The organism is Sinomonas atrocyanea (genome assembly GCF_030811715.1).
In the GTDB taxonomy this organism is placed as follows: domain Bacteria; phylum Actinomycetota; class Actinomycetes; order Actinomycetales; family Micrococcaceae; genus Sinomonas; species Sinomonas atrocyanea_A.
Map to the genome: position 1 here is coordinate 105,177 of NZ_JAUSRH010000010.1, position 13,425 is coordinate 118,601.

10 protein-coding genes and 1 pseudogene are annotated in these 13,425 nt (G+C 69.1%); 7 read left to right on the plus strand and 4 right to left on the minus strand.

Annotation, left to right across the window (positions count from 1 at the left end; genetic code table 11):
- Window positions 1-74 precede the first annotated feature (74 nt).
- The 3 genes from J2W21_RS14895 to J2W21_RS14905 are packed head-to-tail and all read left to right on the plus strand — an operon-like array spanning window position 75 to window position 2,168.
- Window positions 75-854 carry a glycosyltransferase family 2 protein gene (locus J2W21_RS14895; protein ID WP_307115290.1) on the plus strand — a complete coding sequence of 260 codons (780 nt, stop codon included), beginning with the start codon at window positions 75-77 and terminating at the stop codon, window positions 852-854.
- The gene (locus tag J2W21_RS14900) at window positions 851-1,282 is read left to right on the plus strand and encodes a DUF2304 domain-containing protein (RefSeq protein ID WP_307115291.1); all 432 of its coding nucleotides are present in this window, start codon (window positions 851-853) and stop codon (window positions 1,280-1,282) included. Before J2W21_RS14895 ends, J2W21_RS14900 begins: the two co-directional genes overlap by 4 nt.
- The gene (locus tag J2W21_RS14905) at window positions 1,272-2,168 is read left to right on the plus strand and encodes a glycosyltransferase family 2 protein (RefSeq protein WP_307115292.1); all 897 of its coding nucleotides are present in this window, start codon (window positions 1,272-1,274) and stop codon (window positions 2,166-2,168) included. Before J2W21_RS14900 ends, J2W21_RS14905 begins: the two co-directional genes overlap by 11 nt.
- A gap of 177 nt (window positions 2,169-2,345) precedes the next feature.
- Here J2W21_RS14905 and J2W21_RS14910 read toward each other — a convergent pair whose 3' ends face one another.
- From J2W21_RS14910 to rfbA, 4 genes are all read right to left on the minus strand, one after another.
- Window positions 2,346-3,770: a lipopolysaccharide biosynthesis protein gene (locus J2W21_RS14910; RefSeq protein WP_307115293.1), complete on the minus strand. Its 1,425-nt coding sequence runs from the start codon at window positions 3,768-3,770 to the stop codon at window positions 2,346-2,348.
- Complete coding sequence (locus tag J2W21_RS14915; RefSeq protein WP_307115294.1) at window positions 3,767-4,777, minus strand: glycosyltransferase family 2 protein; 1,011 nt, start codon at window positions 4,775-4,777, stop codon at window positions 3,767-3,769. Before J2W21_RS14915 ends, J2W21_RS14910 begins: the two co-directional genes overlap by 4 nt.
- A gap of 69 nt (window positions 4,778-4,846) precedes the next feature.
- Window positions 4,847-7,120, minus strand: coding sequence for a GH25 family lysozyme (locus tag J2W21_RS14920; RefSeq protein WP_307115295.1), 2,274 nt, complete (start codon window positions 7,118-7,120; stop codon window positions 4,847-4,849).
- A 160-nt stretch (window positions 7,121-7,280) separates the two neighbouring features.
- Entirely contained in the window at window positions 7,281-8,144 is an 864-nt protein-coding gene (rfbA, locus tag J2W21_RS14925) for a glucose-1-phosphate thymidylyltransferase RfbA (RefSeq protein ID WP_307115296.1), read from the minus strand.
- 52 nt (window positions 8,145-8,196) lie between these two features.
- Here rfbA and rfbB point away from each other — a divergent pair, with 52 nt between their 5' ends.
- The 4 genes and pseudogenes from rfbB to J2W21_RS14945 all read left to right on the plus strand — a co-directional run bounded on the left by rfbB (window position 8,197) and on the right by J2W21_RS14945 (window position 13,341).
- The gene (gene rfbB, locus J2W21_RS14930) at window positions 8,197-9,192 is read left to right on the plus strand and encodes a dTDP-glucose 4,6-dehydratase (protein WP_307115297.1); all 996 of its coding nucleotides are present in this window, start codon (window positions 8,197-8,199) and stop codon (window positions 9,190-9,192) included.
- Window positions 9,189-10,637 carry a bifunctional dTDP-4-dehydrorhamnose 3,5-epimerase family protein/NAD(P)-dependent oxidoreductase gene (locus J2W21_RS14935; RefSeq protein WP_307115298.1) on the plus strand — a complete coding sequence of 483 codons (1,449 nt, stop codon included), beginning with the start codon at window positions 9,189-9,191 and terminating at the stop codon, window positions 10,635-10,637. Before rfbB ends, J2W21_RS14935 begins: the two co-directional genes overlap by 4 nt.
- Window positions 10,638-10,754: 117 nt before the next feature.
- A pseudogene (locus J2W21_RS14940) lies at window positions 10,755-11,639 on the plus strand (CpaF family protein); the annotation flags it as partial.
- 37 nt (window positions 11,640-11,676) lie between these two features.
- Entirely contained in the window at window positions 11,677-13,341 is a 1,665-nt protein-coding gene (locus J2W21_RS14945; RefSeq protein ID WP_307115299.1) for a recombinase family protein, read from the plus strand.
- Window positions 13,342-13,425 lie beyond the last annotated feature (84 nt).

Consider the following 13,425-nt stretch of genomic DNA (forward strand, 5'->3'; position numbering starts at 1 on the left):
CCCTAAGTATGCCCTGTCGTACTGGGTCCGACGTGCAGGGAAAGGGCCGATGGCTCTTGGTATAGTTGCCAATCATGGGTACACCGAGGCGATCAGGCGCGCTCATCATCATGCCCGCCTGGAACGAGGCGGAAGCCATCGGCGGCACCATCCAGAACGTGAGGGCCATCGTCCCGCACCACGACATCCTGGTTGTGGACGACGGCTCGAAGGACGCGACGGCGCGCATTGCGGCCGAGGCCGGAGCCGCGGTGCTGAAGCTGCCGTTCAACCTCGGCGTCGGCGGGGCCATGCGGGCAGGATTCAAGTACGCCCTCCGGAACGGCTACACCCGCGCCATCCAAGTCGACTCGGACGGTCAGCACGACCCCCACGACATCGACCGGGTGCTCGCAGGGCTCGAGACCGCGGACATCTCGATCGGAGCCCGCTTCGCGGGCCGCGGGTCCTACGACGCCAAGGGGCCCCGCCGCTGGGCGATGGTCGTCCTCGCCAAGGTGATCTCCGCGGTCGCCGGAACGCGCCTCACCGACGTGACCTCCGGCTTCCGGGCCGCGAACCTCAAGGCGCTGCACCAGTACATGGAGCACTTCCCGGCCGAGTACCTGGGAGACACGATCGACTCCCTCGTCGTGGCCGTGAAGTCCGGATGCAAGGTCATCCAGGTCCCCGTCGAAATGAAGGCCCGGCAGGCCGGCACGCCGAGCCACAGCCCCTGGAAGGCAACCATCTACTTGGCCAGATCAGGTCTTGTGCTCTGCTTCGCGCTCGCACGCCCCCGCACCAAGATGCCCACCGAGATCACGGCACCCGCTGCCGGCGACATCGCAGGGGAGACGGGGGCCTCCGCGTGAGCGTCGCCTTCTCCCTCGTCATCGCGGTCTGCATGGTGCTGGCCGTGCTGGCCATGCTCCGCTCCGGCAAGCTGCGCGAGAAGTACGCCGTCCTGTGGCTCGTCGTCGGCGGCCTGACCATCATCCTCGGGATCTTCCCGAGCCTGCTGGACTGGGCGGCCTCCCTCGTCGGCATCAAGGTGCCGGCCAACCTCCTCTTCGCCCTCTCGATCGTCCTCCTCGTCGGCGTGGGCCTCCACGTCTCGCGCGAGCTCACGGTCCTCGAAGAGGAGACCCGGATCCTCGCCGAAGAGGTGGCCATCCTGCGCCAGTCCGTCGACGTGCTCCGCAAGGCCGCCGCGGCGCCGGGCGAGGCCCCCCAAGACCCGACCGCAGTGCACCATCCTGCACGCCCGATCGCATCAGAAGAGGTTGACAGTGACCATTGACGTGATGTTCCCCTACTACGGGGACGTTGCCATGATGAAGGCCGCCGTGGCCTCCGTGCTCAGCCAGGAGGACGAGGACTTCCGTCTGACTATCGTCGACGACGGCTTCCCGGACGAGACGCTCCCGGAGTACTTCGCCAACCTCGTCGAAGGCGACCCGCGGGTGCGCTACTTCCGCAACGAGAAGAACCTCGGCGCCAACGGCAACTACAAGAAGTGCCTGTCCCTCGTCGAGCACGACGTCGTCGTGGTCATGGGCGCGGACGACATCATGCTGCCGAACTACATCGGCACGGTCCGCAAGGCCTTCCAGAACCCGGATGTGGCCATCGTCCAGCCCGGCGTCGAGGTGATCGACGAGAACGGCAGCGTCTACGAGCCCCTCGGCGACCGCGTCAAGGGCTTCCTGCGGCGTCTGGCCGTCGGCGGTTCGTCGGAGGCCATCATCGAAGGCGAGGCGATCGCGGAGAGCCTCATCACCGGCGACTGGCTCTACTTCCCGTCCGTGGCCTGGCGCGCCGAGGCGATCCTCAAGCACGACTTCCGCGAGCAGTACAACGTGGTCCAGGACCTCGCCCTCGCGATGGACATCATCATGGATGGCGGGAAGATGCTCGTCACCGACACCGTGTGCTTCCAGTACCGGCGCCACCGCGAGTCGGACTCCTCCGTGCGTGCCCTCGACGGCCGCCGCTTCGCGGAGGAGCGGGCCTTCTTCGACGAGTGCGCCGCCGACTTCGCCCGCCTGGGGTGGACGAGGGCGGCCCGCGCGGCGCGCGTCCACCTGACCTCCCGGCTCAATGCCGTCTCGCTGACCCCCAAGGTCGTCCAGAAGCGCATGTGGCCTGGGCTCAAGAAGCTCACCGCCCACGCGCTGCGCCCGTAGCGCGCGCAGCGCGACAGACGCCGGCGGGGGCGGGGCCCCCCGGGGGGCCCCCCCCGCGGGGGGGGGGGGGGGGGGCCCCGCCCCCCCCCCCCCCCCCCCCAACCCCCACCCCCCCCCCCCCCCGGCCCCCCCCCCCCCGCCGGCGTCTGTGCTGCGGGTGCAGCCGAACCCTCCGCGTCAGCCGATAACGGCCTTCAGGCGCCCGGACCGCCACAGCCAGAGGGCGGCGGCAGCGAAGGCGAGCAGGGCGGCGGCGAAGGTCCCGACCCCGAACCAGAAGTCGGTGGGCAGCAGGAGCATGAGGGCGCAGACGGCGACGCTTGCGACCAGGCCGACGACCATGATCTTCGCGTCCATCAGATGGCGGCCATGGCGCCGTGCCGCCGCCATGTACGCCACGCCCAGCAGCACGAAGGCCAGCACCTTCGTGGCACCCACCCAGAACAGGCTGCCCGTGGAGGCCGGGATCAGCATGACCCCCAGATCGAGGACGGCGACGACCGGGGTGACGAGCGCCATGAGGCGCGTGCGCCCGATGGCCACGAGCTGGGTGGTGCCGAGCAGGAAGACGATGTACCCCATGGCCATGGCAGGCATGATCCGGGCGAGCTGGAGCTGTTCGATGGTCGGGTCGTGGGCCAGGATGTTCGCGGCGAGGACGGCGGACGCACTCGCGGCGACCGCGAGGGCCACCCCGACAGCGACACCCTCGACCATGATGCGGCGCACCGCGCCCTTCGCGTCGTCGCCGCGGTGCGCGAGGATCGCCGTCTCCCACACATTGGCGAGGGCCATGATCACGGCGAGGGGGCCCAGGGCCATGGGCAGCATGGCACCGTACCTGCCGTAGAAGGCGGGCCCGTGCAGGGCCGTGAGGATGAACGATTCGCCCTGGAGCATGAGCACGAGTGCGACGCTGTGGGGGAGCATCGGCGCCGAGGTCCGCAGGGCCGAGCCCACCAGTCCGGGGAAGGCGAACGGCCGGCCCGGCCTCGAGGCGACGAGGCTGGCCGCCGAGGTCAGGGCGACGACGACCGCGAAGGCCCCCATGTACGCGGCCGCCGTGCGCGAGACGAGCAGGACGGCGGCGAGGCCCGCGAGGTGGCCGAGCGTCTGGGCGCCGATGGTGATGCCGACGAAGGCCAGGGCCCGGTGCTGGGCCCTCAGGACGGAGAGGCACATCTGGATTCCGCCCAGCAGCCCGACCACCGCGAGCGCGATCACCGTGGAGAGGTCGTCGGCGAGCCTCCCCGCGGCTGCGGCCAACGCGACGGCCGCGCCGACTCCGAGGAGCCCGAGCCCAGCGCTCTGCAGGATGCCGAAGGCAGAGAGGGACGCGGCCTTGCGCGGGCCGTCGGGTCCGTCGAAGTAGGCGCGGGTGATGATGAGCGGCAGGCCCACGAGGATGACGATCAGGGCGACGGAGACGAGGGAGATCGAGAACGAGACCCGCCCCCACTGTTCCGGGTCGAGGGTCCGCTGCACGAACGGCTGGGTGATCAGGGGGCCGGCGCCCTGGGCGACGGCGGCCAGGAGGTACAGGAACCGGTGGCTGGCCGGCGCGGCCGTGACTGCCACCGCCTCCCCGGACTCTCGGCTCATGCCCCGAGCTCGTACTGCCGCCGGATGTAGGTCCGGTACGCCGAGGCGTAGAGGGCCGGCGCGATCCGCGCGGCGACGGCTGAGACGGCGATGACCGGCGCGCAGACGAACACGTCCGGCAGGTCGCGCAGCCGGACCTTGTCCCGCAGCACGGAGGAGAGCGCCGCGACGGTCTGCTCATCGGCCCCGCCGGCGAGGGCCCCGGAGAGCACGACCACGGCGAGCGTGGTCCGCATGGTGCGCCAGGACCGCTGCGAGACGAGGGGAGCGACCTCCGGGTTCAGGCCCTCGCGCAGGAACGTCTCGGTGTCAGTGACGAAGTCCGCCGTGAGCTTCTGCGACCACGTGGTCGAGGCCGCGTCGACGTAGTAGGCGTACACCGGGGTGGCACTGAATCTGACCTTGGTGCTGTAGGAGTAGGCGGCCGCGTTGAAGATGATGTCCTCGTAGCGCCGGATGTCCTCGCGGTGCTGCACGGCATCGAACAGGCGCCGGCGGTAGATCTTGCCGTGGTTGTAGTTCCAGATGCGCTCCTGGAGGAGCGACTCGACCGCCTCGAGGCCGGTGAGGGTGCCGGTCACGCGGTCGGGGCGCACGCTCTCGCGCCCGCTGGCGAGCTTGGCCACGTGGGCTCCGGCGGCGACGTCGACCTCGGAGTCCGCGGCGAGCGCGAGAAGGTGGTCCAAGGCGACCGGGAGCAATTCGTCGTCGCTGTCGAGGAAGCCCACGAAGTCGCCCGACGATGCCGCGACACCGGCGTTGCGCGCCGCACTCGGGCCCGAGTTGGCCTCGAGCGAGATCAGTCGGATGCGCGCATCGCCGGTGGCCTCGATGTAGTCCCGGGCGGCCTGTGCGCCGTCGTCCGTGGAGCAGTCGTCGACGACCACGGCCTCCCAGCCGCCGAAGGTCTGCGCACGGACGCTGTCGAGGGCCCGGCCGATCACGGCGGCGCCGTTGTACAGCGGGATGACGAGGCTCACTCGGGGCGTGGGCGCTGGGCTGGTCACGGTGCTCCCATGATCGGAACGGACATCGGCTGGTCGGTGCGCGAACGGCGCACCGACCAGCCTACCCGCTCAGGAGTACGCGACGACGGTCCCTCCGGTCGCCGTCCACGTGATCGTCCCGCCCTGGTACTTCTGGTAGCACGAGCTCGACGACGAGCAGATCTCGGAGGTCGTGGGGTACCCCAGCCGGCTGTTCTCGAAGCCGAGGTTCGCCCACGCGTTCCGGATCGCGCCCCACGTGCTCAACTGGGCGCCGGTGGCGGGGCTCCAGACGATGCCGCCGCCCTGGAACATCTGGTAGCAGCCGCCCCTGACGAGGCCGCACGTGTCGCCGCTCGAGGTGGGGTAGCCCATGCGGCCGTCCTGGAAGCCGTTCGCGGCCCACGCGTTCCGGATCGCACCCCACGTGCTCAGCTGGGCTCCGGTGGCGGGGCTGTAGTTGATGCCGCCGCCCTGGAACATCTGGTAGCAGCCGCCGTTGACCTGGCCGCAGATCTTGCCGGTCGTGGGGTAGCCGAGCACGCCGTTCTCGAAGCCGTTGGCTCCCCAGGCATTGCGGATCGGGCCGTAGAGGCTCAGCTGGGCTCCGGTGGCGGGGCTGTAGTTGATGCCGCCGCCCTGGAACATCTGGTAGCAGCCGCCGTTGACCTGGCCGCAGATCTTGCCGCTGGTGGGATAGCCGAGCGCTCCGTTCTCGAAGCCGCTGGCGCCCCAGGCGTCGCGGATCGGGCCGTAGATACTCAGCTGCGCCCCGGTTGCGGACGTCCAGTTGATGCCGCCGCCTTGGAACATCTGGTAGCAGCCGCCGTTGACCTGGCCGCAGACCTTGCCGGTGGTGGGGTATCCGAGGATGCCCCGCTCGAACCCGTTCGCCCCCCAGGCATCGCGGATCGGGCCATAGAGGCTCAGCTGGGCGCCGGTGGCGGGACTATAGCTGACGGCTCCGCCCTGGAACATCTGGTAGCAGCCGCCGTTGAGCTGCCCGCAGGTCTGGTCAGTGGTGGGATAGCCGAGGGCGCCGTTCTCGTAACCGCTGTTGGCCCAGGCCGTGCGGATTGCTCCGTAGTACGTGGGGCGTGCTCCGGTGGCGGAGCTCCAGTTGAGCGCCCCGTTCTGGAAGAACTGGTAGCAGCCGCCGTTCTTCAGCCCGCACGCGATCCCGGACGTCTGGCCGCCCAGGCCCGTGTAGACGCTGGCCGCCGCGCCCATCGACGCGCTCGGATCCGCGTCGCCGTAGGTCGCGAACCGCTTGAGCCCCGAGTAGTCGCCGTTCCAGACGTTGGAGTCTCCCGGGAACGGGCCGCCCGAGCTGTACTGCCAGACGCTGAAGTTGCCCCAGCTCGCGGGCAGCACGCCCGGGCCGGAAGTGTTGTAGGCCGCGATCCAGAGCGGGTTGTTCGAGAACGCCCCTGAGTTGCCCGTGCACGAGCCCCACCAGTCGCTCGTGGAGTAGACCATGGGCCGGCGGCCGGTGAGGCTGAGCACGGTGTTCGAGAAGTCGTTGATCCATCCGACCATCTGGGCGGGGCTCATGCTGTAGCACGTGTTGCCCATGTAGACGCCGTTGATGGTCTGCCCCGCGTAGGGGTTGTACTCGATGTCGAGCACCGGCGGCAGCGTGATGCCGTCCGGGGTCCACCCGCCGCCGTTGCTGACGAAGTACCTGGCCTGGTCGGCGCCGGAGGACCAGTTCGGGATGGCGAAGTGGTAGGCGCCGCGGATCATGCCGGCGCTCTGGGAACCGAAGTACTGCGAGGAGAACAGGCTGTTGGTGTAGTAGTTGCCCTCCGACGCCTTCACGTAGGCGAACCGGACGCCCTGGCTGTACATGCTGCCCCAGTCGAGGCTCGTCTGGTAGGCGCTCACGTCGACGCCGGAGATGCCCCATGAGGGCTGCCACGCTCCGGGGAGGAGGCCCGGGACGGCCATGCCGCGGGCGTCGTTCCCGCCCTTGTTCTTCGACTGGGGGTTCGCCTGGCCCATCTTGGCCCCGGGGCCGATAAGGCTGCGCATGGCGGCCCTGGCTGAGGGATCCTCGCCCGCATCGTGGGGATCGCGGGTACCGGGCTTGGTGGGCGGCGCGGACGACGACGCCGGGCTGGGGATGACCGACGGCGGCGCCGAGGGGTTCACGGCCGGCCCGGGCGTCGGCGCGCTCGGGGCCTTGGCACCCGGGGCCGGCGCAGTGGACGTCGGGCCGGGGGCGGCAGGCGAGGTCGGCTGCGCGTTGTCGGCGCCGGCCGCCTGGAGCGGGCCGAGGAGGAACCCGACGGCGAGAACTGCGCTGATGGCCGTGGCGGGAAGGACCCGGTTCCGGCGGGTGGTCCAGAACGTGTGCAGCATGACGTATCTCCAAGAGCTTCAGGAGCCCAAGACTCCGGGGCGCTCGGCGAGCCTAACACACATGTGGTTGAAGTGAATTGCGTGACCAGTGTGAATAATGATAGTGCAGATAATTCTGCGCTCGTGGGCCGGTCCCGGTCGCCTCGGCTCCAGTCCGGCGTCAGCCGTCCAGGAGGCCGAGGAGGTAGGCGCCGTAGCCGCTCTTCGCGAGCTTGGAGGCGCGGGCGCGGAGTTCGTCGTCGGTGAGGAAGCCCTGGCGCCAGGCGATCTCCTCGGGGGCGCCGATCTTGAGGCCCTGCCGGTTCTCGATGGTGCGGATGAAGTTGGAGGCGTCGTTGAGGTCGGCGAACGTCCCGGTGTCCAGCCACGCGGTACCGCGGGGCAGGACCTCGACCTGCAGGGTTCCGGCTTCGAGGTAGGTGCGGTTCACATCGGTGATCTCGAGCTCGCCGCGGGCGGAGGGCTTGAGGGACTTGGCGATGGCGACGACGTCGTTGTCATAGAAGTACAGTCCCGGCACGGCATAGTTGCTCTTGGGGTTGGCCGGCTTCTCCTCGAGGGAGACGGCGCGCCCGGCCTCGTCGAACTCCACGACGCCGTAGGCGCCCGGGTCCTTCACCCAGTAGCCGAAGACCGCGGCGCCGTCGATGTCCTGGTGGCGGCGCAGCTGGGTGCCCATGCCGGGGCCGTAGAAGATGTTGTCGCCGAGCACGAGGGCGACCGTGTCGTTGCCGATGTGGTCCTCGCCGAGCAGGAAGGCCTGGGCGAGGCCGTCGGGGGAGGGCTGCTGGACGTAGCTGATCGAGATCCCGAAGTCGGCCCCGTCGCCGAGGAGGCGGCGGAAGTGCGCGGCGTCGTCCGGGGTGGTGATGACGAGGATGTCCCGGATCCCCGCCAGCAGGAGGGTGGAGAGCGGGTAGTAGACCATGGGCTTGTCGTAGACGGGGACAAGCTGCTTGCTGACGCCGAGCGTGATGGGGTGGAGTCTGGACCCTGTTCCCCCGGCCAGGATGATTCCCTTCATTTGGCCATCATGTCGGTTCCCGCGAAAGTTTCCCAGCCGTTAGATTCATTTCATGCGATTGCTCGTCACTGGGGGGGCCGGTTTTATCGGCTCGAACTTCGTCCACTACGTTCTGCAGCACACAGATCATGACGTGATGGTGTTGGACAAGCTCACGTATGCGGGGAACCTGGATTCCATCAGGGGCCTGCCGAGTGCACGGTTCCGCTTCGTCAAGGGCGACATCGCGGATGCGCGCCTGGTGGACGGGCTCGTCGAGTCGGCCGACGCCGTCGTCCATTACGCGGCGGAGAGCCACAATGACAATTCGCTCCACGACCCCAGGCCGTTCCTGGAGACGAACATCGTCGGCACCTATACGCTGATCGAGGCGGCGCGGCGGCATGGCACGCGGTTCCACCACATCTCCACTGACGAGGTGTACGGCGACCTCGAGCTGGACGATCCGGAGCGGTTCACCGAGCAGACGCCCTACAACCCCTCGAGCCCGTACTCCTCCACGAAGGCCAGCTCGGACCTGCTCGTGCGCGCGTGGGTGCGCTCCTTCGGGCTGCAGGCGACGATCAGCAACTGCTCGAACAACTACGGCCCGTACCAGCATGTCGAGAAGTTCATCCCGCGCCAGATCACCAACGTCCTCGACGGCGTGCGGCCCAAGCTCTACGGCGAGGGCCGGAACGTGCGGGACTGGATCCACGCCGACGACCACTCCTCCGCGGTCCTGGCCATCCTCGAGAAGGGCCGGATCGGCCAGACCTACCTCATCGGGGCAGACGGGGAGAAGGACAACAGGAGCGTGGTGGAGCTGATCCTGAAGGAGATGGGGCACTCCCCGGACGCCTACGACCAGGTCCTCGACCGTCCCGGGCACGACCTGCGCTATGCCATCGACTCGACGAAGCTGCGCACCGAGCTGGGCTGGAGGCCCCGTTTCGGCGACTTCGAGACGGGCCTGGCGGCCACGATCCAGTGGTACCGCGACCACGAGGCCTGGTGGCGGCCGCAGAAGGCGGCCACCGAGGCCGGGTACCAGGAGCAGGGACAGTGAGCGACGCCCAGCACAGTATCCAGTTCTCCCGTCCGCTCGCCGCCCGGGAGACGCCCATCCCCGGGGTCCTGCTCATCGACCTCCCCGTCCACGGAGACAACCGCGGATGGTTCAAGGAGAACTGGCAGCGCGAGAAGATGGCGGCGCTCGGGCTTCCCGACTTCGGCCCGGTCCAGAACAACATCTCCTTCAACGCCAAGGCCGGCACCACCCGCGGGATCCACGCCGAGCCGTGGGACAAGTTCGTCTCGGTGGCCGCCGGGCGGGTCTTCGGCGCGTGGGTGGACCTGCGCGAGGGGCCCTCCTTCGGGACCGTCTTCACCGCCGAGCTCGACCCGTCCACGGCGATCTTCATCCCGCGCGGGGTCGGCAACGCCTTCCAGACGCTCGAGGACTCCACGGCGTACACCTACCTCGTCAACGACCACTGGTCCGCCGCGGCGCAGGGGGAGTACACCTTCCTCAACCTCGCCGACGAGACCGCCGCGGTCCCGTGGCCGATCCCGCTGGAGCAGGCCGAGCTGTCGGAGAAGGACCGCGGACATCCGCGCCTGGCCGACGTCACCCCGATGCGGCCGCGGAAGATCCTCGTCCTGGGCGCCGACGGACAGCTCGGACGGGCGCTGCGCGCGGCGTACGACGGCGCCGCGCACGTCGAGTTCGCCTCCCGCCGCGAGTTCGACCTCGCCGACCCTGCCTCCTTCGACGCACGCAACTGGAAGGGCTACGCGGCGGTCATCAACGCCGCCGCCTACACCGCGGTCGACGCCGCCGAGACCCCCGAGGGGCGCCGCGCGGCGTGGGCCGTCAACGTCGCCGCTGTCGCGCAGCTCGCCCGGATCGCGGTCGAGCACAGGCTCACGCTCGTCCACGTCTCCAGCGACTACGTCTTCGACGGCGCCGAAGCCGTCCACACCGAGGAGGAGCCGTTCTCCCCGCTCGGCGTCTACGGCCAGACCAAGGCCGCCGGCGACGCCGTGGTGTCGGTGGTGCCACGGCACTACATCGTGCGGACCTCGTGGGTCATCGGTGAAGGCCGCAACTTTGTGGCCACCATGGCGGACCTCGCCCGCAGGGGAGTGGAGCCCGCGGTGGTGGACGACCAGATCGGACGCCCCACGTTCACCGCGGACATCGCGGCCGGAATCCGCCACCTGCTCGAAGGGAACGTCCCCTACGGGACGTACAACCTGACCGGTGCGGGCGAGGACGCCAGTTGGGCCGACGTCGCCGCGGACGTCTTCGCCGCCGTCGGCCGCGACCCCGCGCATGTGGGGCGCGTGAGCACTGCCGAGTACTTCGCCGGCAGGTCCGCCGCCCCGCGGCCCCTCCGCTCGACCCTGGACCTGGCCAAGATCCAGACCACCGGCTTCGTGCCCTCCCCATGGACCGAGCGCCTCCGCGCCCACCCGCTGGCCGAGGGCGACGACGGCGACGCCCGGTGACCGGGGAGTTGTCCACAGGGCTCGCTCTTCCCCGGACGGGGGTTTACAGGATCCGTTAGGCTGAGGCTGCTGCCGGGTAGGGGCCCGGCGCGAAGGGCGCACCCGGGGGGGAAGTCTGTGGATGCTCTGCGCATGGTCGAAGGCGAGGTCAGGGAGCTCATCAGGCTCCGCGGCCTCGATCCGCTGCGGGAGGCAGGGGAAGTCCGGCGACTCGTCGACGCCGCCGTGGTGGACTACGACGAGCGCGCACTCCTCGGCGCCGTACCGCCGCTCGGCCCGCTCGACGCCGCGAGGAGGAGGCTCTTCGACGCGGTCGCCGGCTTCGGCCCCCTGCAGCCATTCTTGGATGACCCCACCATCGAGGAGATCTGGCTCAACGCCCCGCACGAGGTCTACGTGGCCCGGGACGGGGAGTCCGAGCTGACGGGCGTCACCCTCACCGAGCAGGAGGTGCGCGATCTCGTCGAACGGATGCTCAAGTCCTCGGGCCGGCGCCTCGACCTCTCCAGCCCGTTCGTCGATGCGGCGCTGCCCGACGGCTCACGCCTGCACGTCGTCATCCCGGACGTGACCAGGCGCCACTGGGCGGTGAACATCCGCAAGTTCGTCGTGAAGGCGAGCCGCTTGGAACACCTCGTCGAGCTCGGCTCGCTCAGCCACCAGGCCTCCAGGTTCCTCCAGGCCGCCGTCGCAGGCGGCCTGAACATCCTCGTCTCGGGCGCCACCCAGGCGGGCAAGACGACCATGCTCAACTGCCTCGGCGCCGCGATCGGCTCGCGCGAACGGGTGGTCACGGTCGAGGAGATCTTCGAGCTGCAGTTCCCACTGCGCGACGTCGTCGGCCTCCAGTGTCGCCAGCCCAACCTCGAGGGAACGGGTGAGATCCCGCTCCGCCGACTCGTCAAAGAGGCCCTGCGGATGCGGCCGGACAGGCTCGTCGTCGGCGAGGTCCGCGAGGCCGAGAGCCTCGACATGCTGATCGCCCTCAATTCCGGGCTCCCGCTGGCCGGCTCACGCGCGATCGGGTTACTCTGCTCGCATGGGAGCAAGGGCCTTCATCTACTGTCGGATTTCCCAGGACCGCGAGCATGCGGGCCTGGGCGTCGCCCGGCAACGCCAGGACTGCGAGGCTCTGGCTTCCCTACGTGGCTTCGAGGTAGTGGAGGTCTTCACGGACAACGACGTCAGTGCCTACAGCTCGAAGACGCGGCCGGGCTACGCGGCCATGCTGGCGAGGCTCTCCGAGGTTGAGGCCGTCATCTGTTGGCACACGGATCGCTTGCATCGCAGCCCCGTGGAGCTTGAGCAGTGGATTTCAGCGACAGGAGGCGACGCTCGGGCGCGGGTCTTGACTCTCACCGTACAGGCAGGCGAGCTTGACCTGAACACGGCTGACGGCAGGCTCAGGGCGCGGATCAGCGGGGCTGTCGCCCGACACGAGTCGGAGCGAAAGGCGGAACGCGCGCGCCGCAAGATGGAAGAACTGGCCCGCTCGGGGAAATGGACGGGTGGTACGCGCCCTTTCGGGTGGGAAGTCAACGGCGGCGCGCTGATCCTCAAGGACGATGAGGCCGCTGTCGTGCGCGAAGCGACGGCAGCGGTCATCCGGGGACGGTCGCTAGGCTCTCTCGTCACCAGCCTCAACGAACGCGGCATTCTCACGACTGCGGGCAAGCCCTGGGGCTACGCACAGTTGCGGCAGATGCTCCTCCGGCCCCGCAACGCCGGCATCGCCACCTATCACAATGAGGAGATTGGTCGCCTGGAGGCGCCTGCTCTCGTCTCTGAGGCCCAATACCGCGCAGTGGTGGCAGTTCTCACTGATCCCAGACGCAGGCGCTCCCAGTCGAATAAGGCCAGGCACCTGCTGTCGGGGATCGCTCGTTGCCACTGCGGACGGGCCGTGCGATCAGGCACAGTCAGCGACCGCTCGGGGAGGCTCCTGCCAACGTATCGGTGTCCTGCGCGGGGAGGAGGACACGTCGGCAAGCGCATTGCCTACGTTGACCCACACGTCGAGCAGTATGCGCTCCTGGTTCTCTCCCTCATCGACGCAGGCGGAGTCGACACCGCGGATCCCGCTGAGGGCCTTGAGCTGGAGGCCGAAGCCTTGGCTCTCGACGCTCGGAGTAACGCTATAGCCGAGCAGATCGCCTCTGGAGCGATCCTGCCCGAGCAGATAGCAAGAGTGAACGCCGCCCTCACGGGGCAGCGCGAGGATCTGCAGCGCCGGATGGCCGAGGCTGAACGGCAAGCGGGCTCACGCCTGCAGGAGGGGCGCTACTCGCTGCGGAGAGAGACCCTTGAGCGCACGCTCGCTGCTTGGAACCGCTGGAGCATAGACGAACGCAGGGATTTTGTGCGGGCCCGTCTCGACGTCGTGCTTCTACCATCGCGGGGAGGCTCCTCGCGTATGTTCGACCCGAGCACCGTCCACGTGAGGCTCGCCAACGAGCGCGGCGACGGCCTGGAGGAGTTGTTCCAGCTCCTCGGGCCTGTAGATGAGCAACTGTCCGAGTTGCAGGAGGATGACTCCACCACGCTGGTCAGTGTGATGGGCTTCAACCTCGCACGGAGGGCTGATGGGGTCTACGCATTGAGCTACGAAATCGGCTCGCATGCACCCGGCGAGCTGACATCCCTTCTCCGGGATCATTTCGATGAGACGAGTGCTGGAAAGGGCCGCCCTAGAGGGAAGGACTAAACGCCTTGTGCGCCTCTCTGAGGGCTTTGAATGACGACTCAAAATAAAGAGGCCCGCCCGCCCCCCAAGGCGGCCAGCGAGCCT

Excerpts from the sequence above, each read along its gene's own strand:
- J2W21_RS14895 (WP_307115290.1), top strand. The coding sequence starts at position 75 with ATGGGTACACCGAGGCGATCAGGCGCGCTCATCATCATGCCCGCCTGG.
- J2W21_RS14910 (WP_307115293.1), bottom strand. The coding sequence starts at position 3,770 with ATGAGCCGAGAGTCCGGGGAGGCGGTGGCAGTCACGGCCGCGCCGGCC.
- J2W21_RS14920 (WP_307115295.1), bottom strand. The coding sequence starts at position 7,120 with ATGCTGCACACGTTCTGGACCACCCGCCGGAACCGGGTCCTTCCCGCC.
- rfbA (WP_307115296.1), bottom strand. The coding sequence starts at position 8,144 with ATGAAGGGAATCATCCTGGCCGGGGGAACAGGGTCCAGACTCCACCCC.
- rfbB (WP_307115297.1), top strand. The coding sequence starts at position 8,197 with ATGCGATTGCTCGTCACTGGGGGGGCCGGTTTTATCGGCTCGAACTTC.
- J2W21_RS14945 (WP_307115299.1), top strand. The coding sequence starts at position 11,677 with ATGGGAGCAAGGGCCTTCATCTACTGTCGGATTTCCCAGGACCGCGAG.